The sequence below is a fragment of the Legionella gratiana genome (assembly GCF_001467695.1).
GTDB classification, from domain to species: Bacteria; Pseudomonadota; Gammaproteobacteria; order Legionellales; family Legionellaceae; genus Legionella; species Legionella gratiana.
Window position 1 is genome coordinate 12,789 of the sequence record NZ_LNYE01000009.1, and the last position, 21,166, is coordinate 33,954.

The following is a 21,166-nucleotide window of genomic DNA, read 5'->3' on the forward strand; positions in this document are numbered from 1 at the left end:
AAATCAGTATTCCTTTAAGTTCTATTGTATAATTATAGAACATTTTGAGCCGTAAAACTTTAGAGACGTTGCTAAAATATATATGAACTCCCTCGCGCTCAAGGAATTTGAATTCACCTAAGGAGCTAGTGCTGCATCATCAGATGCCTGTTATTTTGGGTGAAGAAGCTCAATACTTTTGGCTGGATAACCCTCAATAACCTAAAGAACATATTCCTAAAATGAATATAGCCTCACACTAATACTCATTTTTGCTTAAGTATTTGTTAAGGTTTGATATTTAATCTAACTCTTGGTAATCATTTGTAAAAAAAAATTACTGGGCGGACAGGGACGTCTTTTTAAGCCAATGGGGATGGAGCTTAATTTACAAAAAATAAGGTATTTATTATGGAAATATCTATAGCAATAAAAAATAATTTAATTGCTGTTTTCAAAACATTAAAACGGGGAGAATTAAACGAGGATGAAAAAAAATATTATCTAGAAAACTTGGGTGAACTGAAAGAGTTTCTGCCTATTTTTGCTGCCGCATTTAAGCGAACAAAAACGCTGGCATCACTTAAAATAGAGCATGGATTGTCATTGCATAAATTTGAGCAATGGATGCAAGGTGAAAAAATTGAGCATGAAGATACGGTTAAAAACGTGATTACTAAAGAGGGGATTGTTGAAAAATACACTCCAGTTATTCCCACGTTCGATGATTTGATTTGCAATGCAAGAAATGATGTAGAGTATTTGTCTTGTCTGTCCCAATGTACAAAAAAATCTCGTGACCTTGTCATAGATAAGCTAGCTAACTTAGTGAATCTAAATGATTTAACTCAAAAGTATTTTCCTGAAATTAGTCAACTCAAAATTAAAAAATTTGACCAAATACACGGTCGTGATGCGTATGCTTTGATAGAGGCAATTAAGTCAAATAATGTGTCATTTGTCCAACAGTATAGTAGTCAATGTTCTTTGGCTTTAAAAGAGTATGGTTTGATTTTGGCGGCCAGTCTTCAGCATACGGATATAATGCAGGTACTGATTGATCGGCTACACACTCCAACCGAGAAATTATCTCTTTGGATGTTCGGAAAAAAAACTTCGATGTTGCAAGATCCCCTGCTTCCCGATGTGGCTAATATAAAATCGATCTTGACTAAAGATGGATTGAAATTAAATGAGCCTTATATAGCTTACCTGGAACGATTTTTAGTAGCCGAGGGTAAGAGTAAATTATCTACAGAGCAACAATTAGACTTAGTGCATGCAGCTGTTCAAAAAGACAATCTTGAGTTACTAGCAATGCTAGTAGAACGATTGAAATGTATCTGGGAACCTAAAAATTATAATTGGGAGTCGGAGCATAATTATATAACAACTTATGAAAAAGAAGTGGACGACTATAATTCAAATATGGAAATTGTAGGAACTACTACAGAGTATAAAAATGTAACGATCTTTCATCCAGCTAAAGAGCACTTAGAGTATAAAAGTGCCTTATTCATGGCAGCAGACCGTGAAAAAGAAAGAACATTGACCTGGCTCTTGGCGCATACCGCTGATTGGAAAGTAAAATCAATAGAACGACTTGAAGATATGGCTCGTACTCGTCCTATACTTCGAAGCTGTCTTGATGACGTCACTAAGCAGAGTGAATACCTTACAGTAATGAAGTGTGCATCTAGTTTGGGAAATAGTAAGGATGTGCTAGCAGGTGCAATCGAGGTCTTGAAGCATGTAGATAGAGTCCCTGATGCCATTGATTATTTGAAAAAAGCATTACAAAATCATTTTTATGGATATTATCATCATCAATGGGATTGGACGAAGCTAAGAGAATTGTCTGCGTTATATTCAGAAAAAAGAGCTTACATCAACCATGCAAGTAAAAAAGATTTTGTAACGTTTATGGATGAGCTTAACCTTATTGCACATGCAGCTGATAATTCACTAAATGAGGAGCAAAAAAAACAACTGAAACAGCTTGCAACAAACTCATCGGAGTGTATTAATGCTTTATTAAATATCATCCTGAAACGCGATGATCTTGAAATGTTTAAGTATTTTTCGTCTTGTTATGACCGCAAAGTGAAATATATGGCGCCCGAAGCAGCTGAAGCCGATGCGGGAAGTATTGTAGAATATATTTTTTCACAATGCGAGAAGAAGCCATGGGACGATGTGATCAAAATAAACAAGGATGGTAAGCATCCCAAACTAAGGGCGTTTTTGTTGAAGGAGATTGATCCTCCTAATCTAACGAGTTCTAATCAATTTGGTTTTTTTGCACCATCTATGTCAGAGGTATCTAGGACACTTAGTGCAAAAAGTAACAATGACCAGGGATATGTTGCGGATGAAAAAGCCCAAAGATCTTTAACTTAACGTGAGTTCGATATAAAAGGCATAGAAATGCCTTTTATGTCGCTAAACGAACGTTATCCCGTAAAATGCGTAGCATTTATACGGGCTCCAGTTCTAAATAAAACCAGTTCGATATAAATAAAGTGATTTTTTATTTCAAACCGTTTTATAAAGATTCTAGAAAATGATTTAAGCTAGGTTTTTCCCCTAAACGATATTGATAAACTACATAAAAAGCCATAATGTTTTTTAAATAATTGCGTGTTTCTTGCCAGGGTAACGTTTCTATCCATACATCGATTTCTTTAGGGGGATGTGTTTTTAACCAATAAACTACTTGTTTTGGGCCAGCATTATAAGCTGCGGCAATAAGGATAGGATGATTACCGAATCGTTTCGCAAGTTGTTTTAAATAGGCAACCCCTATATTGATATTTTTCTGGGGTAAAAATAACTGCCTTTGATCATTATAAGGAATCTTATCTGCCTTTGAGACTACTCGTGCAGTGTAGGGCATGACTTGCATTAAACCACGAGCGCCAGCTGAAGAAGTTGCATCATCTCTAAATCCGCTTTCTTGGCGGATAATGGCATAAATAAATTCGGGTTCAACCGTATATTTTTTAGAATAAAGAGAGATACTGTCTTTGTAGGCAAGGGGAAATCTTAATGAAAGCTGGTTATTGAGGGTTTCGTTATTACTGAGATAAACTGATTTGCCATGCCATTGCAGTTTACTATCAATCCAATAAACCAAAGCGCTTGCCTCATCTTTAGGTAACTCACTAATAAAATCATTGAGTAACCGAGATGCTTGCAGATTTTGTTTGGTTAAGTAGAGTGTTTGGATTTGATCGATAAAGGATTGATAAGGCTTTAAAACCTCTAAGTTTGTTGTTGGTGCTTCATTGCTAAAGCTTGGTGTTTTATCAAGACGTAAACTGGCTAGAAATCCATAATATTGTCTGTTCTTAGCTAAAGGCTCATAAACGGCGCGTGCTTCCGCTATCTTACCTTGCTCTTCTAAGGAGCGAGCAAGCCAATATTGCCAACAAGGTTCCTCTTTATTTTTTGAATCATTAATTAAGAGTGTGACTTGAGCCCAATTTTTATGTTTTAATGCGTAGCGTATTTGCCAATCCAGCAAGGTATCATTGTAATATTGCGGCTTTACTTTAGCAAACCATTGTAATGTGTCTTCATGATTTCGCATTGCTTTATAAAGTGCTACATGGGCTAAAAACGCTTGCTGCTGCTCTTGGTTAAGCATCTTTTGGGTTTTATTTTGTTGCCATAATTTAAGTGCTTGATCCATATTTGTTGAAACCATGTGCTTCAGACCATAAAGATAAATGGTACTGTTTAATCCTCCTGGATTAAGTTTACTCACGTTAGCTGGATTCTGGATCACAGCATTTAAGGCTTGAATTTCTGTCCCATGAGCTATTTTGTACTGTTTTAACAAATAGCGAGCTAACTGTATGTTACGTTGGTCTAATGCTAGGTCAAAACGCTTTGTAATTAAGTTTTGATCTAAGTTGTTGTTTTTCAACAATAAGTTAAATAAGCTATCGCATGATGGTGGCCTTGAGCTTCCAGTTAGCCACAAAGGAATCGACTCTTTTAAAACCTCATCGTGCATTCCTAAATTATATTTTGCAATCTGGTCATAACATACAAGATTAAGATCCTGAGATGGCCGGTAATATTGATTGAAATTAGTCCAGTCTTTATTCTTTGCCAATTCATAAAGCCATTTGTCCCGTAATTTGCTTGAAAGAGCCCCATCTCCACTAATAAACTCGAGGAATGTACTGTTAGGTGTAGCAGGAATATTTTGACTAAAGGAGAGATAGGTATTAAATCGATCCATGTAGGCTTGACCTGAAAGAGCATGGCATAGCTGTGATCCCATAAGTCCACATAATAATAGAATGATGTTTTTCATAACTCTCTTACATTAAAGTTTTTTTATATCGGCTAATTGTTCGCGCATAGCACTAATGGTGTTTTTGTAATTAGTACTCTTAAATACTGCAGCGCCAGCAACAAATTGATTCGCACCTGCACGCGCTAAGGTAGCTATATTTTCTATTGTAACGCCTCCATCAACACAAAGATCGAGCTGAGGATAACGTTCACGGATCTGGGGTATTTTGTTAATGATTTCAGGAATAAGTTTTTGGCCACCAAAACCTGGATTCACAGTCATTATAAGTACGAAATCAAGTTTATGAGCACACCAGGTTAATACCTCAATGGGGGTTGCTGGGTTTAATACTAAACCTGCTTCGCATCCTAAATCCTTAATAAGATTGAGACTACGATCCACGTGTATTGTTGCATCTGGATGGATACTAATACGCTTTGCTCCAGCTTTTGCAAAAGATTCAATGAGTGCATCTACAGGTTGAATCATGAGATGTACATCGATGGGAAGTTGGGGAAAGCGTTTGATTAAAGCGTCACAAAATGCAGGACCAAATGTTAAATTAGGTACATAGTGGTTGTCCATGACATCAAAATGAATAAAATCAGCCCCAGCGTTCATCACAGAATCGACTTCAGTACCAAGGCAAGTCAGATCGGCAGATAAGATTGAAGGTAATATTTGGTAAGTCATGGTTTATTTAGTTAAATTCAGTGCATAGGCATATGATATGCTGTCTTGAAAAAACATGCTATTGCTATCGTGTTGAAAGCGATAAATTGTTTTCATAGAGCTCGATTAGGGGCGAAGGAAGCTGTGGGATGTAGTGATAATAAATTTTTTAGGGAATGGACTCTATGCAATATTTGTACTCAACATTGAGCATTTGAGCAAAATATGAGATAATAACAAACTATTTCTGATTTTTTTATTGCGTTAAGTTGCAGCAACCTAATCATGCTTTTAGGGAGAATGATATGAGTCAAAATTGGCCTACCAGAGACAAAGATTTACAAACTGCCCGTATGATTATGGAAGAATATGCAAGTGAGCGTGAAAGTGATACTTTAGGTCTTTTTGAAATTGTTGTAGATCAAGCTGAAAAGAAGATGGATTTTCGTTTATCCGGATGGGTTATTATTTTAGCGAAACATTTTAATTCAATATATGGAGTGGATCAGGGGGATTTTGTAATCCGACAAGTGATTACACGTTGTTTTACTCAGGGACAAACATTGCATTAAATTTTTTCTAAAATGATAGGAGGCGGCATAAAAAACTATGGAACTGCATTTTATGCTGCGCGAAAATAATATTGAGGAAACGAAGCATACATCAGCGTGTGAGGCTTTCGAAGGCAGGAATGCTAAGTATTAATTCGGCATTCCATTCTAATAAAAGCAGTTCGATACAAAAAATTGATGCAAATGGAAAACTCTTTGTTGCTGCAATCAAAATCCTGGTTTATCGAAAAATATCTGTCAGATTTACATCATCCTTTGGATGATAGTGTCAAGAAACTGATTCTTATTAGCGATTATGCGTGCAGACATATTCAATTACTAAAAAAACTACTGATGGTGGATGAATGTCATTCTTCTTTATCTCGAGAGGATTATTTTCATGCGCTAAAAAGCACATCATTAAGTGTCCCGATTGCAACTTACCTACGCATGGTGCGCCAATTTAGAAACACCCAGCTTTTGCGGCTACTCCTACTTGAGATAGCCGGTATTATTAATGTTGAAGAAGCAATGAGATCTTGGTCTGATTGTGCTGATGCTTTGATATTAAACGTTTTAAGTTATTGCAAACAATCACTTTTTTTACGTCATGGTACACCACGTGATAGAGATGCAAATGAGGTTCATTTATATACTCTTGCTATGGGAAAGTTAGGGGGAAGAGAACTCAATTACTCTTCTGATGTTGATCTGATTTTTGCTTATACACATGTAGGTGAAACTGATGGTGAAGAGCGTATTGATAATCAACTTTATTTCAGTAAGTTAGTGCAACAATTAGTTCAGATTTTGCAAAATATAACGGCAGATGGCTTCGTATTTCGTGTTGATTTGAGGTTACGTCCCAATGGAGATAGTGGTCCTTTGGTTTCGAGTTTAGCGTCTATAGAAACTTATTATCAAGAACAAGGTCGCGATTGGGAACGTTATGCTATGGTTAAAGCTCGTGTAATTACTGAGTCACTAGATGAGGTACATCCTTGGTTTGAACGATTAATTGTCCCTTTTGTGTATAGGCGTTATGTTGATTTTAGTGTGATTGAATCGTTGCGTAGTATGAAAGCAATGATTGAGAGAGAAGTTGAGTTAAATCCCCGATTAGATGATATAAAACGAGGCAAAGGTGGAATACGAGAGGTCGAATTTATTATTCAAAATTTTCAATTAATTCGTGGTGGCCGTTTTCCTCAATTACAAGAACAAAATGCCTTATCAGCACTGACTGTTTTGAAACGGGAGAAATTATTACCCCATACCGAGGCTTTAAAACAAGCTTATCTGTTTTTGCGCCAATTAGAAAATGTTCTACAAAGTTTGAATGATCAACAGACTCATTCTTTACCCGAAGATCCAATAAAGCAAGAGCAAGTTATTTTGGCTATGGGGTTTTCCTCTTGGGGTGATTTAGTCTGCAAATTAAACAAATATCAACGTATTATTAGCTATGCATTTCATTCAGTACTGGGTAAGGTCAAAGATTATGAAGACGATAGGCGATTATTGGCTAATCAGTTATCGAGCCTTTGGCAAGGACATGTCGAAACCAGTATGGCGATTAATTTATTAACTAGCTTAGGTTTTACAAACGCCTCTTATTGTTATCAGATGATTCATTCCTTCCGTCATAGTCCTCGATGTAGACGTTTAACACAAAGTGCACGTATGCGTTTGGATCGATTAATGGTTATGTTGCTTGCTGAACTCACGCATGTTGAAAAAACGGATGAGGTGTTATTGCAAGTGATGAACTTGCTTGAAAATATAGTAGGTCGTAGTGCTTATCTGGCGTTAATGACTGAAAATCCTCAAGTACTTACTGAATTATTATTTTGGTTTGCTCATAGTCCCTTTATTACATCATTATTGGTGAATCAACCGTTTTTGCTGGAAGTCTTGCTGGATCAAGGACAGGAATGGCGACCATTATCTTTACATCAATTACAACAGCAATTGATTGAAAAATTAGTTCATCATGATGATATTGAGTTGCAAGAAGAAATCCTGCGTCAGTTTAAATTAGCTAATTGGCTGATGGCTGCTCGTGCAGAATGTTATGGCTTCAGCAGTGCTGTGAGAATTGGACAATTTTTGTCCGATGTTGCCCAAGTGATTGTGAATCAGGTTTTACTACTCGCAAGCGAACAATTATGTTTACGTTATCCTGAAATGGAGCAAACCAAATCACACTTTGCAATCATTGCTTATGGAAAATTAGGTAGTCGTGAAATGAACTACGCGTCTGATTTGGATTTGGTATTTTTATACAGTGAAAAATCCTCAGAAGAAGCTTTAGTGACGCGGTTGACCCAAAAAATTTTGCATATGTTGACAACTCGTTCCCAATCCGGGGTTCTTTACAGTGTGGATACACGTCTTAGACCTTCGGGTTCTGCTGGATTATTGGTGAGTCATGTTGATGCATTTGTTGAATACCAAAAAAAACAGGCATGGACATGGGAGCACCAGGCTTTATTAAAAGCACGGATCTTAAGTGGAAATGCAAAAATTAGACATCATTTTATGCAATTGAAAAAATCAGTAGTCCAAATAGAACGAAATAAAATGACCCTGCAGCATGATGTACTTTCTATGAGATCCAAGATGGAACACTATCAAGATAGGGATCCTATTTCTCGAGGGTTGTTAGATTTAGAGTTTTTAGTACAGTATTTGATACTTAATTTAGGGAACCCTTCTTTGGTTCGCTATACACACACATTAAGCCAACTGCATCATTTATTTTTAATTGGTGTTTTAAACAAAGAACAATATACTCTTTTGAAAAAAGCTTATAAAAAACACCATCAGCTATTACATCTGAATTTATTACGCCCAAGCACGGTAAGTAGTGATGGCATGCAGAATGAGATTATGACCATTTTCCGTGAGTTTCTTGGTTAATCGTTGAATTCTGCATATAAATCATAATCATCACTATCTGTAATCATGACATCCGCAAAAGAGCCACTTTTAATTCCTGGGGTAGGGGGCAGAATAACAAGGCCATCAATCTCTGGCGCATCACCTTTGCTACGCGCAATAATTTGATCGTCATGGACTTCATCAATTAATACAGTTTGAGTTGTACCGATTTTACTTTCTAATTTAGTACGACTCATTTCTGCTTGTAATTGCATGAAGCGATGGTAACGTTCTTCTTTTATTTCTTCTGGAACTGGGTTACTTAACTCATTGGCTTTAGCCCCCTCCACAGGGGAGTATTTAAAGCAACCTACGCGATCTAATTGTGCTTCTTCTAAGAAATCGAGCAATTCCTCAAACTCCTCTTCGGTTTCTCCTGGAAAGCCGACAATAAACGTGGAGCGAAGTGTAATTTCAGGGCAAATCTCACGCCAAGAAGCAATGCGTAAGAGCGTATTTTCACTACTTGCTGGGCGTTTCATTGCTTTAAGTACTCTTGAGTTTGCATGTTGCAAGGGAATATCTAAATAAGGAAGGATAAGCCCATCGCGCATTAAAGGAAGAATTTCATCAACATGGGGGTAAGGGTAGACGTAATGCAAACGAATCCAAATGCCTAGTTCGCCTAATTGTTCGCATAACTCAAAAAAGCGTGTATTAATGGCCTTTCCTTGCCAAGTCACAGGTTGGTAGCGTGTATCTATACCATAAGCACTCGTATCCTGAGAAATAACTAAAATTTCATTAACTCCTGCGTCCTTTAATTTCTTGGCTTCGGTTAATACTTGCGCCATTGGATAACTTTGTAATTTTCCACGCATGGTTGGGATGATGCAAAAAGTACATTTTTGATTGCATCCTTCAGATATCTTTAAATAAGCATAATGACGTGGGGTTAATTTAATTCCTTGTGGAGGAACAAGTTGCATAAAAGGATCGGTTGGAGGAGGAAGATGTTGATGAACTGCATTGACGACTTCTTCGTAGGCATGTGCACCACTAATATGAAGAACATCCGGACATGCTTCTTTAATGATGTCAGCTTTAGCTCCTAAACAGCCGGTAACAATTACACGTCCATTTTCTGCCATTGCTTCTTTAATGGTATCTAGTGATTCTTTAACTGCACTATCAATAAAACCGCAAGTATTAATAACGACAACACCGGCATTTTGATAACTGGAGACTAATTCATATCCTTGGGCGCGCAATTGGGTAATAATTCGCTCTGAATCAACCAGAGCTTTAGGACAACCGAGGCTAACAAAACCAACTTTATGATTCATATAATTTTAACTGTAAAAAAAATGAACTAATTATACCTCTTATTCGCTACTATTCCAATAATTCTTACTTAATTCTTACTTAATTTTCTCATGTTTGGTGTGGATGGTGTGGGCTGAGATGATGGTTTTGTTAATGGCAGTGAGCGTTAGGCCAAGGCCCGGCCTATGCTCTTATGTAAAACAAATTTTATTTGGAACTGGATCCCGTATAAATGCATTTTACGGGATAACTCACGTTAATTTAGAGACATACTCTTCCGAGCTTCTTCCAAATTTTCATGAAGTTTAGTACCACGGGATTTCCAAAGATTCATAGGATTGCTTGCTATATTCTCATTGGGAATGAAAGGAGCCAAAAATCCTAAATGTACCAAAAGAGTTGAGATAAGCAGTTGGGCCGCTGTCAACACCTTGGTAATGTATCTTGAAAAAGAATCACGATGTACTTTTAAAGTTTCTGCCCCATTATTAAGGGTAATAAAAAACTGATTAACGCGATCGGATGGTCTCAAATAAGAGTCAGTATCATTCAACTCCTGTATTAGTTGTTCCATTAATGCAATTTTATGTTGTGTTCTTTTTATTTTGGTTTCATCCATAGTTGTTAAATCTTGAGACTTAAGATAAGCGTAGTATTCTTGGGTCATCGGCAACAGTTTATTTTGAATTAGAGCAAAATATTTATGTTCAGTTTCATTATTTACAAGAGACTTCAAGATTGCATTTTCGAATTTTAAGCTTGTATTAGCGAAATTTGTGAATTCTAAGACATGCCTCATACCATTTATTAATAGCTTGTTCATGTTATCTATTGACCAGTTAGCTTCAGCCAATGCTTTTTCTAATTTTTTAATTTCCTTGTTTTTTTCATCGATTAATACATTAGCAGCCTTTAATGCCTTTCTATTTTCTTCAATAGAATTATGCTGTTTTAAAGTTTCATCTAGAGTCCTGCTCGTTTCATTTGTCAAACGGTTGGCTCTATCTAATGCCTTTTCCTTATTCATCAGCTCTTTGGAGAATAAATCTATCAATGAGGCGATACTTATTACTTTGGTTTCTGGTTTAAAATCTGGAGGTCCATTTTGTTTAAAGAGTTCAAATTGTTGCTCATTTCTCAAATATCGTACAATATTCCAGCCTTTATCCGTATCAGATAGCTTAACAGGCGTTCCAATGAGCGATTGAAGGTTTTTTTTCACTAGGGTACCATCTTGATTTTTTAAAGGAACCATAGTGGTGCGCCGATTGTGATCTTCACTTTGATCAATTTGATCTATTTGTAGATGGTTTAGACCGTTCCTTTTTTGAATGGTTGTTGCAATAGCTGCTTCATGCTTACGATAATTACACGTATCTGCACCAATGCGATGGAGCACTATCTCTTTATCATCGATGTGATAGACGGTTTTTCCAATACGCGGACGTTCTGCTGGCATATGACCATGATATAGTTCATGCACACCACAAGATGACAACTTACGAAAAGTTTCTTCTTTTAAACTATTTCCGAAGGCACCATTGTCATCAGTAAACTTTATATTGATTAAAGATGCTCCATTATTGCGAGCTGCTGGGAGCCCCATATTAATGAGTTCAGCAAGACCTTTATTAAGACGTAAAGTTGATTGTTTATCTAAGGTATTGGCTTTACTATACAAATCAAATAACGCAGCATACCAAGTATTTTCAGCATCCAACAATTCATTGAGATCTCGTGCAATTAACATTCCATTTCCATTCTCTTGAGGTATATTGCCTTTGAAAATTTGAGATAATGTCTCCTGATCAACTAATTCTTTTAAAGTTTTAGGCAATATAAAGGAATTGTCTTCAATACCCCCATGAGTAAATAAAGTACTACCAATTTGTGCACCTAATTGACAATGACTAAGATATTTGACATAAGGACTGTTAGGATTTGTAAAGTATTCTTTTACAAATCTTAAAGTTTCTTCTTCTTTATCAACCACTATTTTATCTTCTTCCCAATGAGCAAAACCTAGCTCAAGAGCCAGATCTTCCCATAATGCAGGGGCTCCCGTGCTGTTTGCCAACATCCATTTCGTATATAAAATAGTTTTTTGTATCTCGGTTAGTTGATTAAATAAACCAGTTAACTCATCAGAATTTAATCCTTCGGGCCACTTTAGCTCTGTTCTAAGATAAGTTAAAAATGGTTTAGCTGGACCATCTACCCATACCAAAGATGAATCACGGGCTGCGCCTGTTTTTTTGAGTTCTTCTGGAGATAATAGAACATCATTTTGAAATGTCGTATTGATATGTTCAATATTTAGTTCATTCAGGATGCGAAATTTGGTTGTTTCGCGATTACCAAGAATGGAAACCATCTGTTCCCCGTATACTTCATGGGTATTGTTGATAATTTCAACGAGACGTATATTCCGAGGTTTTTTTTGACCTGTATTACTGCGTGATTTATCAGTAAGGTCACCTATATTCACGCAAAAAACATTATCTGGTAACTTGATGTAGGTTTTGCCGTTTTGGGTTACTAGGGTTAAATCTTCTTCAGTAATTAGATGATCCGGAAAATTTTCTCTATATATTTGTTTATAAAGAGCAAGGCTTCTCTCTAAAAAATTTAAATCGCCTTCAAGATCTGCAAAGGTAATTATCATTTGTCCCTCATTTAACTCATGATGGCTCTTCTTTGTCATTATTAAATGCTCCTAAAAAGTTAAGTTTTGCAAATATTTGCACATAGAGTCGTATTTTTGCCAATAAATATTATTTATATATGATATGAAATTTACAAATAATTTATTTTTTACAATGAGTTATAAGAAGTTGTGGCATAATAGCTTCTGAGTAAATGGGTTGCAATTGAAATTCAAGATGAACAACTTAACATATAGGATATGCCGTGGTTTGTTTCTGAGAGTTTCATACGAAATTAAAATGTAAGTTAACGTGAACTATTAACGCTTATTGAATTTGCTCTAAAGTTTTTAAAAATTTATCGGTTGAAATTTCGCCCACTAATTTAAAATGAGCTAATTCTTTACCTTTTGTATTCATAAAGATAAAAGTGGGGGGGGCTACAACATGAAAATAATTGAGTATGGCTTTATTTTCTGCATTCTGTGCTGTTACATCGATTTTGATTACGGAAAATCGGGTTAAAGCATCTTGCACACGAGGATCTTTGAATGTTGTTGCTTCCATCACTGTGCAGGAGTGACACCAATCCGCATAAAAATCCAACATAATTGGTTTGCCTTGCGATTCTAAAATGGCTTGTTTTATGTCACTTAAGGTCTGTACTTGTTGTGATTTCATGAGGAGGGGCTCTGTTGCGTGTGCCGTAGTTAAGGGTTGCAAAGGACTTGTTGCCCCCATGCTTGCACCCACTAAAATTAAGAAACCATATACGAGCAAAATCAGTCCCACTCCTTGACTGAATTTTTCACGATTTGTTGTTGAATAGGTTAGTGCGCCACTGTAAATACCCGAGAATATCAGTAAACAGGCCCATAATCCCATACTTATTAAAGATGGTGCTATACGAGAAATTAAATCAATAGCAACCGCAATGAAGAGAATGCCAAATAGTACTTTAATCGTATTCATCCAACTGCCCGTTTCAGGTAACCATTTGCCTGCAGACGTACCGATAAGCAGTAATGGTGTGCCCATTCCCAAACTCAAGATGAATAGAGTCAAACAACCCAGCAGGACATTTCCAGTCTGGGCAATATAGGTGAGTACCCCAATTAAAGGAGCGGTAACACAAGGAGACAGAATCAAAGTAGACAAGCACCCCATGATTGCGGCTCCTAGATAGTGGCCGCCTCTTCGATTACTTGTACCGTGTATTTTTGTTTGCCAAGAATGCGGCAATTTAAATTCATAAAATCCAAACATAGATAAGGCTAAAAGAATGAAAATTAAGCTGAATATTCCTATAGCCCAAGGTGATTGCATACTGATTTGCAAATTGGCACCAAGTAGGGCGACTACAGCTCCAATTATTGCATAGGTTATTGACATACTTAAGACATAACTTAACGATAGGAAAAAAGCTTTTTGAGTGGAAATTTCTTTCCCATGACCCACGATGATCCCAGATAAAACTGGAACCATAGGCAAGATGCACGGAGTAAATGATAAGAGTAAACCAAAACCATAAAAAGTAATAAGAATAAAAAGCCAATTATGATTCAAAAAGACTTTTGAAATCCTATCATTTTGAGTTTCTTCTACAACTTCAGGTACATTACGTAGTTGTTCCAGGTTTGCTTGAGTCAAAGCTAAATTGTTATCTATAGATAACCGTATTGCTTTTGTTTCTGGAGCATAACAAAAACCGTCGTCGGAGCATCCTTGGTAGTGCAAATCCACATAAGTTTCTCCTGGTTGGTCTGCTAAAATACTCACTGGAATAGAGACTTGATTGCGATACACAGTATAAACATGTCCTTGCTTGTCTGTTTTGTTTACTGCAGGAGGCAAACGAAGAGGCCCTAAATTAATGGTACTGTCTGTTTTAGATGTTAACTTAATACGTTTGCTGTATAGGAAATAGTCTGGCTTTATTTGAAAATTGACGGCAAAAGTATTGGGATCAACTTTTGTTACATTCACGTGAAATACTTCTGAAGCAGGAAGTGGGTTTGCATGAAGAGCAAATGTAATAATAGAACAAAGTAGCAATAAAAACCATTTTCTCATTCTGAAAACCTTTTGTAATAAAAAATTGTAACTAGGACAGCAATGCAAGTATAAAATAACTATATCAGAACATAGTGTAGTGTGAATAAAGTTAAAACTAAAATTTTTTTTGTTTTTACCCTTGAAAGTTTTTTGCTTGTCCCCATATGCGAGTCAGTAATATTGTAAATGAGTTTAAAGTTTAATTAATCAGGAGATAGAAGCATGAAAATTCGTCCTTTACACGATCGAGTTGTTGTTCGTCGTATGGAAGAAGAACGTACCACAGCTGGTGGTATTGTGATTCCAGATAGCGCTACCGAAAAGCCAATGCGTGGTGAAATCATTGCTGTTGGCGCAGGTAAAATATTAGACAACGGTGATGTTCGCGCTTTAGCAGTGAAAGTAGGTGATATTGTTTTATTTGGTAAGTACTCAGGTACCGAAGTAAAAATCGACGGTAAAGAACTGGTTGTGATGCGTGAAGACGACATCATGGGTGTTATTGAGAAATAATTTGTTTCATTAGGAGAAATAGATAATGGCAAAAGAATTACGTTTTGGTGACGATGCTCGCCTACAAATGCTGGCTGGTGTTAATGCATTAGCTGATGCAGTTCAAGTGACCATGGGTCCTCGTGGTCGTAATGTTGTTTTAGAAAAAGCTTATGGTGCGCCCACTGTAACTAAAGACGGTGTGTCTGTTGCGAAAGAAATTGAATTTGATCAACGCTTCATGAATATGGGCGCTCAAATGGTTAAAGAAGTCGCTTCTAAAACTTCTGATACCGCTGGAGATGGTACAACTACTGCTACTGTACTGGCTCGTGCTATTGTAGTTGAAGGCTATAAAGCAATTGCTGCTGGTATGAATCCTATGGATCTGAAACGCGGTATTGATAAAGCAGTTACTGCAATCACCAAAAAACTACAAGCTATGTCTAAGCCTTGCAAAGACAACAAAGCAATTGCACAAGTAGGTACTATTTCTGCCAATTCTGATGAAGCAATTGGTTCAATTATTGCTAGTGCAATGGATAAAGTAGGTAAAGAAGGCGTTATCACTGTTGAAGATGGCAATGGATTAGAAAATGAATTATCTGTTGTTGAAGGTATGCAGTTTGATCGTGGTTATATTTCTCCATACTTCATCAACAATCAACAAAGCATGACTTGTGAGCTTGAGCATCCATTCATTCTCTTAGTTGATAAGAAAATTTCTAGTATTCGTGACATGTTGTCTGTATTAGAAGGTGTTGCAAAATCAGGCCGTCCATTATTGATTATTGCTGAAGATGTTGAAGGTGAAGCTTTAGCAACTTTAGTGGTTAACAACATGCGTGGTATCGTTAAAGTATGTGCTGTTAAAGCCCCAGGATTTGGTGATCGTCGTAAAGCAATGTTACAAGACATCGCAATTCTGACTCATGGCCAAGTAATTTCTGAAGAAATTGGCAAGAGTTTAGAAGCAGCTACTTTAGAAGATTTAGGTACTGCTAAGCGCATCGTCGTTACTAAAGAAAACACAACAATCATTGATGGTGAAGGTAAGGCTGCTGAAATCAATGCGCGCATTAATCAGATTCGTGCTCAAATTGAAGAAACTACTTCTGACTACGATCGTGAGAAATTACAAGAGCGTGTTGCTAAATTATCTGGTGGTGTTGCCGTGATTAAAGTTGGCGCTGCTACTGAAGTAGAAATGAAAGAGAAGAAAGCTCGTGTTGAAGATGCATTACATGCTACCCGTGCTGCTGTTGAAGAAGGTATTGTAGCTGGTGGTGGTGTTGCTCTAATCCGTGCACAAAAAGCTCTGGATTCTTTGAAAGGCGATAACGACGATCAAAATATGGGCATTAACATTTTACGTCGCGCTATTGAAGCACCTATGCGTCAGATCGTATCTAATGCTGGTTATGAAGCTTCTGTCGTTGTGAATAAAGTAGCTGAAAACAAAGATAACTACGGTTTCAATGCTTCTACTGGTGAATTCGGTGATATGGTTGAAATGGGTATTTTAGATCCAACTAAAGTAACTCGTATGGCATTACAAAACGCTGCTTCTGTAGCAAGCTTAATGCTGACTACCGAGTGCATGGTTGCTGACTTACCAAAGAAAGATGAAGCTGGTGCTGGTGACATGGGCGGCATGGGCGGAATGGGTGGTATGGGAGGCATGGGCGGCATGATGTAAGCCTCCTCTCAAAAGCCTGTTCTTTTAAAACCCGTCTTATGACGGGTTTTTTTTAGGGTTATTTTTGTGAGCGATCATTAATTAATGAAAGAAATAAATTATGTGGAATATGTAATCGAGTCCTTCAAAATAACAGTATTTTGTTTATTGGTCTAAATTATTAGGTGCTTCAAGGCAATCATTACTTATTCTTTTTAATAGGGCAGTGATGTTTTGTGCAGCTACCTTTTCTGTTGAAAAAAAGCATTTAAATCATGTCATTTTAGGTGGAAGTATTATTATGCTATCTGTTGTGATTGGTGGTGTAATTGGTTATTACGTTCCATCCGTGGGTGGATTTTTTGCAATACAATTAGGTAATTTTCTTGAAAACCGTGAGCCTGCAGTCTGCAATGGTTTTATAGAGCATTAGCTTTTAAAAGTTACATGATAGACATCATCTATTAACTTAGATAATAATAGCCATGAAATATTATAATACTTGTGACATTAGAGAGCTATTGATCATTTGAACGTCTAAAGCTAGGAGTAACGATGGGAACAATAATTAAAAAGTTGGAAGTAGTATTAGCCGATACATATGCTTTGTATCTTAAAACACAAAATTACCACTGGCATGTTAAGGGTGTGCAATTTAAAAGTTTGCACGAATTATTTGAAATGCAATATAAACAATTAGCAGATGCTGTAGATGAAATTGCAGAACGAATTTTAATTATAGGTCATAAAGCTCCAGCTACTTTTTCTGAGTTTAATGCATTAAAAACAATTAAAGACGGTGATTCTAGTGCTGATGCAAATCGGATGGTGAGCGAGTTAGCTGAAGATCATGAGGCTTTAGTTACGGACCTTAATAAAGCAGTTCGTTTAGCTCAAGAAAATGGTGATGAAGGTACTGTAGCATTATTAAGTGAGCGTATTGCAGCGCATGAAAAAGCGCATTGGATGTTAAGCGCTTCTCGCTAATTCTAAATTTTTCAAAGAAATCATTCTTGTAAAAGCAGGGATTCATTGAAATCAGGAAATTGTATCCGTTCAGTAGGCTTTCCTCTTGGTGAAAGGATGGATTTTAGCGCATGATGCGCCAAATGTAGCCTCGATGAATGAGAGTGAATGCGCACTTTATGATCCTAGACCCTCTGCAACAGCAGGGGGCCATTACATGAGCGAGTAATCTTTACTTAAGATAATCGTGAACAATTTTACCGTAGGGTAAAGTGAGATCGGATAATATATGTACTGCATTAACTATGCGACGAACAGGAAGGCTCGCTACTGGAGCTAATGCATGGTGTGCTAACTCTAATTGAGCAGGTCCTTGCCAGGCTCCTTTGATAACAACATCTTCTAAGTGATACTCGACAAGCTCACAAATGCGGATACTGCCATCCACATGAGGAATGATTTTGAGCAAATAATTAGGAGCATTCATTGACTCAGCTACTTTTTTTACATCTAGTGTTTGGTATTTGTAGCCCATTGTTGCAGTTGCGACACGAAAAGGCCCATATTCGAGGGTACCGAGCAGTGTTTCATGAGCGACTTCGAGCTTTGGTTGGGCTAATTTCTTAGGAAACCCCCAGATCTCTCGGCCTCCTGCTATGGGAGGAAGATCATCTAAAAACATCGCATGAGTATACCCTCCCATTTTGCCCTTATAACGGACAGGGATTACTTGTCCTGATTCAGTATAATCACCAAATCCTGTTGAATCAGGCATGCGAATGAATTCAAATTTGACTAAAGGATCTACTACTTCTAAAGGTTCAGGGACTATTTTGCGCAATAAATCCATATCCGTTTCATAAGTAATGATTAAATATTCTCTATTGATAAAGCGATAAGGGCCCCGTGGATAAGCGGGACTTGTTAGTGGCATCGCAAAAGCCTGTTCTATTACCTCTGCTTCATTCATTTCCAAACTCCTTGTTGATGTGTGTATGGAGACAGACTTTGTCTATGTCCTATTACTCCATGAACCATCCATGAGTGACTATAAGTGATTGACCGGTAAGTGCATTGGATTCAAAAGAAGCAAAAAATAAAGCAGTTTGTGCTACATCATCCGTTGTGGTAAATTCTCCATCAACGGTTTCTTTAAGCATGACATTTTTAATGACTTCTTCTTCAGTAATTCCTAAGGCCTTAGCTTGTTCAGGAATTTGTTTGTCGACAAGTGGTGTGCGTACAAAGCCCGGGCAAATGACATTTGCTCTTACATTATGAGCTGCGCCTTCTTTGGCTACTACTCTACATAAACCGAGTAAACCATGTTTTGCAGTTACATAAGCTGCTTTCAGCTTAGAGGCTTCTTTTGAATGTATGGATCCCATATAAATAATACTTCCTCCTTTACCAGAGGCATACATGTGTTTTAGCGCAGCACGGGTTGTTAAAAAAGCACCATCTAAATGAATAGAAAGCAATTTTTTCCAATCAGAAAAAGCGAATTGATCTACGGGACTAATAATTTGAATTCCGGCATTGCTGACCATAACATCTACGCCGCCAAAATGCTCGGCTACAGCATCTACTCCCTGATTAACTTCATTCTCATTAGTGACATCCATGGCAACTGCCATTGCTTTTCCACCTTTAGAGTTTATTTCTTCAGCAGTGATGTTGGCTTGAGATAAATTCATATCAGCAATTGCAACTTTTGCTCCTTCTTTTGCATAAACCAAAGCAATTTCTTTACCAATCCCACTGGCAGCCCCAGTAATTATAGCTACTTTGTTTTGTAAACGCATGATTACAATCCTTGTATTATTTTTGAGTTAACGGGCAATCACGTAGATTGACCTAAATTTTTAAATAGTATAGCAATGGAAGTTAAATATTGCTTAATCTTCACAAAGAATTTTTGATGCTAAATAATTTCTCATAGATACGTTACACAGAATAACACTTCAAAGGCTAAAAATAATAACTTTAACCTCTTTTAAATAGAGGTTAAAGTTATTTTCTTGCATTAGTAATAATAATATCTGTAACCAGGGCGATAATAAGTATTACGGTAATAATAGCGTCGGTCTTGTTGTTGACCAATAGCATTTCCTATAAGTGCCCCTGCTCCTGCACCTATTATTGTACCAACCGCACTTCCTCCTGTGGCAGCATATCCTATACCCGCTCCAGCTGCACCACCAACACCGGTTCCTACTTGCGTACTAGTGCAACCACCGAGTATAAAAGCGGACAAACTGATAAAAAATAATGGAGCAATAATTTTTTTCATAATGAACTCCCTTTTGTTTTTAAGAGTTTTTGCATTTACCCATTGACTCTTGTTGCAAAAAATCCTAATTTCTATATTTCCACTATGATCTTAGTACAAAAAATATTTATTTTGAATAAAAATAAACCATTATTTGTTTTTATTGAACCATTTATAAGACAAATTTTACTCTGACACTCATTTTCCAGTAGTATTAGAACTATCAACAATAAAAAAATAGAGGAAGATATGTTTAAAGGAAGCATAGTTGCTTTATTAACCCCCATGCTCAATGATCAAGTAGATGTGTCTCGTCTACGTGAACTCGTGGAATATCATATTGAAATGGGCAGCCATGGTCTTGTTGCGGCAGGCTCTACGGGTGAATCAGGAACTTTATCCCACGAAGAGAAGATTCTTGTGATTAAAACAGTGGTCGATCAAGCTAAAGAACGTATACCTGTAATTGCTGGGACGGGCATGAATGCAACTCGTGATTGCATTCAATTAACTCAAGAAGCAATGGAATGTGGTGCACATGCTGCATTAATTATGACTCCTGCTTATATTAAACCGACTCAAGAAGGTTTATATCAACATTATTGCCAAATAGCTCAGACAGTAGCTATGCCTATTATTCTTTATAATGTCCCAAGTAGAACAGCTTGTGATATGTTGCCTGAAACTGTAGCTCGACTTGCGAAAATTTCTAATATTGTGGGGATAAAGGATGCAACGGGGCAGATGACTCGGTTACAACAAATTTTACGTCTTTCTGAAGGGAGTATTGATGTTTTTAGTGGCGACGATTTTACTGCCGCATCTTGGATGTTAGCTGGAGCGAAGGGAAATATTTCTGCGGCAGCTAACATAGTTGCTAAATTAATGGCAAAATTATGTGATTTAGCTTTAGATGGAGACCATGCAGCATGTTTGCGTCTCAATGAGCAATTAATACCTTTATATGAATTATTGTTTATTGAAACAAATCCTATTGCTATAAAATGGGCAGCAAACAAGATAGGGTTAATGGAAAATGAATTAAGAATGCCATTGACGTGTTTATCAAAAGAACACCATGAACCTTTAGAAAAAGTACTGATGAGTTTGGAGTTGATCTAAGTGAAAAAATTGAGTTTTATTCTTGTTTGTATTGCACTGGTATTTTCTGGATGCAGTCGTTATGCAAGTAATGGAGAGCGTCTTTACTTAAATAGTCGCAATGGTCCAACATTGGAAGTTCCTCCTCCGTTATCGAGGGCAAACATTAGTAATTTTTATGATTTGCCGCAACAAAACCAGGATGCACGTGTGAGTATTGTTCCACCTGTATCATAG

The 21,166-nt window shown here is 37.0% G+C and carries 17 protein-coding genes; 9 read left to right on the forward strand and 8 right to left on the reverse strand.

What is annotated here, in order from left to right:
* Nucleotides 1-390 precede the first annotated feature (390 nt).
* A complete protein-coding gene (locus tag Lgra_RS03935; RefSeq protein ID WP_058497989.1) occupies nucleotides 391-2,379 on the forward strand; it encodes a hypothetical protein in 1,989 nt (662 codons plus the stop codon).
* Between the two features lie 145 nt (nucleotides 2,380-2,524).
* Here Lgra_RS03935 and Lgra_RS03940 read toward each other — a convergent pair whose 3' ends face one another.
* A complete protein-coding gene (locus Lgra_RS03940) occupies nucleotides 2,525-4,306 on the reverse strand; it encodes a lytic transglycosylase domain-containing protein (protein WP_058497990.1) in 1,782 nt (593 codons plus the stop codon).
* 12 nt (nucleotides 4,307-4,318) lie between these two features.
* The gene (rpe, locus tag Lgra_RS03945) at nucleotides 4,319-4,981 is read right to left on the reverse strand and encodes a ribulose-phosphate 3-epimerase (protein ID WP_058497991.1); all 663 of its coding nucleotides are present in this window, start codon (nucleotides 4,979-4,981) and stop codon (nucleotides 4,319-4,321) included.
* Nucleotides 4,982-5,265: 284 nt separating this feature from the next.
* On the opposite strand from rpe, the gene Lgra_RS03950 reads away from it, so the two are divergent.
* Both Lgra_RS03950 and glnE read left to right on the forward strand, forming a co-directional pair.
* Nucleotides 5,266-5,532 carry a hypothetical protein gene (locus Lgra_RS03950; RefSeq protein ID WP_058497992.1) on the forward strand — a complete coding sequence of 89 codons (267 nt, stop codon included), beginning with the start codon at nucleotides 5,266-5,268 and terminating at the stop codon, nucleotides 5,530-5,532.
* A 177-nt stretch (nucleotides 5,533-5,709) separates the two neighbouring features.
* On the forward strand, nucleotides 5,710-8,433 hold the full coding sequence (glnE, locus tag Lgra_RS03955; protein WP_058497993.1) for a bifunctional [glutamate--ammonia ligase]-adenylyl-L-tyrosine phosphorylase/[glutamate--ammonia-ligase] adenylyltransferase: 2,724 nt from the start codon (nucleotides 5,710-5,712) through the stop codon (nucleotides 8,431-8,433).
* Here glnE and rimO read toward each other — a convergent pair.
* The 3 genes from rimO to dsbD form a co-directional block, all read right to left on the reverse strand.
* Nucleotides 8,430-9,740, reverse strand: a complete 1,311-nt coding sequence (rimO, locus tag Lgra_RS03960) for a 30S ribosomal protein S12 methylthiotransferase RimO (protein ID WP_058497994.1) — start codon at nucleotides 9,738-9,740, stop codon at nucleotides 8,430-8,432. The genes glnE and rimO overlap by 4 nt on opposite strands.
* Nucleotides 9,741-9,976: 236 nt before the next feature.
* Nucleotides 9,977-12,424: a hypothetical protein gene (locus Lgra_RS03965; RefSeq protein WP_058497995.1), complete on the reverse strand. Its 2,448-nt coding sequence runs from the start codon at nucleotides 12,422-12,424 to the stop codon at nucleotides 9,977-9,979.
* A gap of 268 nt (nucleotides 12,425-12,692) precedes the next feature.
* Nucleotides 12,693-14,438 carry a protein-disulfide reductase DsbD gene (gene dsbD, locus Lgra_RS03970; protein ID WP_058497996.1) on the reverse strand — a complete coding sequence of 582 codons (1,746 nt, stop codon included), beginning with the start codon at nucleotides 14,436-14,438 and terminating at the stop codon, nucleotides 12,693-12,695.
* A 204-nt stretch (nucleotides 14,439-14,642) separates the two neighbouring features.
* On the opposite strand from dsbD, the gene groES reads away from it, so the two are divergent.
* From groES to Lgra_RS03990, 4 genes are all read left to right on the forward strand, one after another.
* Entirely contained in the window at nucleotides 14,643-14,933 is a 291-nt protein-coding gene (gene groES / locus Lgra_RS03975) for a co-chaperone GroES (RefSeq protein WP_058459691.1), read from the forward strand.
* Nucleotides 14,934-14,958: 25 nt separating this feature from the next.
* Nucleotides 14,959-16,611, forward strand: coding sequence for a chaperonin GroEL (gene groL / locus Lgra_RS03980; RefSeq protein ID WP_058497997.1), 1,653 nt, complete (start codon nucleotides 14,959-14,961; stop codon nucleotides 16,609-16,611).
* A gap of 208 nt (nucleotides 16,612-16,819) precedes the next feature.
* Nucleotides 16,820-17,023 (forward strand): ATP synthase subunit B family protein, encoded by a 204-nt coding sequence (locus Lgra_RS03985; protein ID WP_058497998.1) that lies wholly within the window; start codon nucleotides 16,820-16,822, stop codon nucleotides 17,021-17,023.
* A gap of 122 nt (nucleotides 17,024-17,145) precedes the next feature.
* Nucleotides 17,146-17,577, forward strand: a complete 432-nt coding sequence (locus Lgra_RS03990) for a Dps family protein (protein ID WP_058497999.1) — start codon at nucleotides 17,146-17,148, stop codon at nucleotides 17,575-17,577.
* Nucleotides 17,578-17,788: 211 nt separating this feature from the next.
* Here Lgra_RS03990 and Lgra_RS03995 read toward each other — a convergent pair whose 3' ends face one another.
* The 3 genes from Lgra_RS03995 to Lgra_RS04005 form a co-directional block, all read right to left on the reverse strand.
* Complete coding sequence (locus Lgra_RS03995; RefSeq protein WP_058498000.1) at nucleotides 17,789-18,526, reverse strand: acetoacetate decarboxylase; 738 nt, start codon at nucleotides 18,524-18,526, stop codon at nucleotides 17,789-17,791.
* A 52-nt stretch (nucleotides 18,527-18,578) separates the two neighbouring features.
* Entirely contained in the window at nucleotides 18,579-19,361 is a 783-nt protein-coding gene (locus Lgra_RS04000; RefSeq protein WP_058498001.1) for a 3-hydroxybutyrate dehydrogenase, read from the reverse strand.
* A 221-nt stretch (nucleotides 19,362-19,582) separates the two neighbouring features.
* Nucleotides 19,583-19,849 carry a glycine zipper domain-containing protein gene (locus tag Lgra_RS04005; RefSeq protein ID WP_058498002.1) on the reverse strand — a complete coding sequence of 89 codons (267 nt, stop codon included), beginning with the start codon at nucleotides 19,847-19,849 and terminating at the stop codon, nucleotides 19,583-19,585.
* 228 nt (nucleotides 19,850-20,077) lie between these two features.
* Between Lgra_RS04005 and dapA the strand changes: the two genes are divergently transcribed.
* A complete protein-coding gene (gene dapA, locus Lgra_RS04010; RefSeq protein ID WP_058498003.1) occupies nucleotides 20,078-20,950 on the forward strand; it encodes a 4-hydroxy-tetrahydrodipicolinate synthase in 873 nt (290 codons plus the stop codon).
* A complete protein-coding gene (locus Lgra_RS04015; RefSeq protein ID WP_058498004.1) occupies nucleotides 20,951-21,166 on the forward strand; it encodes a hypothetical protein in 216 nt (71 codons plus the stop codon).

What these genes read in the sequence shown, in the direction of transcription:
- Lgra_RS03935 (WP_058497989.1), top strand. Translation starts at nt 391, where the DNA reads ATGGAAATATCTATAGCAATAAAAAATAATTTAATTGCTGTTTTCAAA.
- Lgra_RS03940 (WP_058497990.1), bottom strand. Translation starts at nt 4,306, where the DNA reads ATGAAAAACATCATTCTATTATTATGTGGACTTATGGGATCACAGCTA.
- rpe (WP_058497991.1), bottom strand. Translation starts at nt 4,981, where the DNA reads ATGACTTACCAAATATTACCTTCAATCTTATCTGCCGATCTGACTTGC.
- Lgra_RS03950 (WP_058497992.1), top strand. Translation starts at nt 5,266, where the DNA reads ATGAGTCAAAATTGGCCTACCAGAGACAAAGATTTACAAACTGCCCGT.
- glnE (WP_058497993.1), top strand. Translation starts at nt 5,710, where the DNA reads ATGCAAATGGAAAACTCTTTGTTGCTGCAATCAAAATCCTGGTTTATC.
- rimO (WP_058497994.1), bottom strand. Translation starts at nt 9,740, where the DNA reads ATGAATCATAAAGTTGGTTTTGTTAGCCTCGGTTGTCCTAAAGCTCTG.
- Lgra_RS03965 (WP_058497995.1), bottom strand. Translation starts at nt 12,424, where the DNA reads ATGACAAAGAAGAGCCATCATGAGTTAAATGAGGGACAAATGATAATT.
- dsbD (WP_058497996.1), bottom strand. Translation starts at nt 14,438, where the DNA reads ATGAGAAAATGGTTTTTATTGCTACTTTGTTCTATTATTACATTTGCT.
- groES (WP_058459691.1), top strand. Translation starts at nt 14,643, where the DNA reads ATGAAAATTCGTCCTTTACACGATCGAGTTGTTGTTCGTCGTATGGAA.
- groL (WP_058497997.1), top strand. Translation starts at nt 14,959, where the DNA reads ATGGCAAAAGAATTACGTTTTGGTGACGATGCTCGCCTACAAATGCTG.
- Lgra_RS03985 (WP_058497998.1), top strand. Translation starts at nt 16,820, where the DNA reads ATGTTTTGTGCAGCTACCTTTTCTGTTGAAAAAAAGCATTTAAATCAT.
- Lgra_RS03990 (WP_058497999.1), top strand. Translation starts at nt 17,146, where the DNA reads ATGGGAACAATAATTAAAAAGTTGGAAGTAGTATTAGCCGATACATAT.
- Lgra_RS03995 (WP_058498000.1), bottom strand. Translation starts at nt 18,526, where the DNA reads ATGAATGAAGCAGAGGTAATAGAACAGGCTTTTGCGATGCCACTAACA.
- Lgra_RS04000 (WP_058498001.1), bottom strand. Translation starts at nt 19,361, where the DNA reads ATGCGTTTACAAAACAAAGTAGCTATAATTACTGGGGCTGCCAGTGGG.
- Lgra_RS04005 (WP_058498002.1), bottom strand. Translation starts at nt 19,849, where the DNA reads ATGAAAAAAATTATTGCTCCATTATTTTTTATCAGTTTGTCCGCTTTT.
- dapA (WP_058498003.1), top strand. Translation starts at nt 20,078, where the DNA reads ATGTTTAAAGGAAGCATAGTTGCTTTATTAACCCCCATGCTCAATGAT.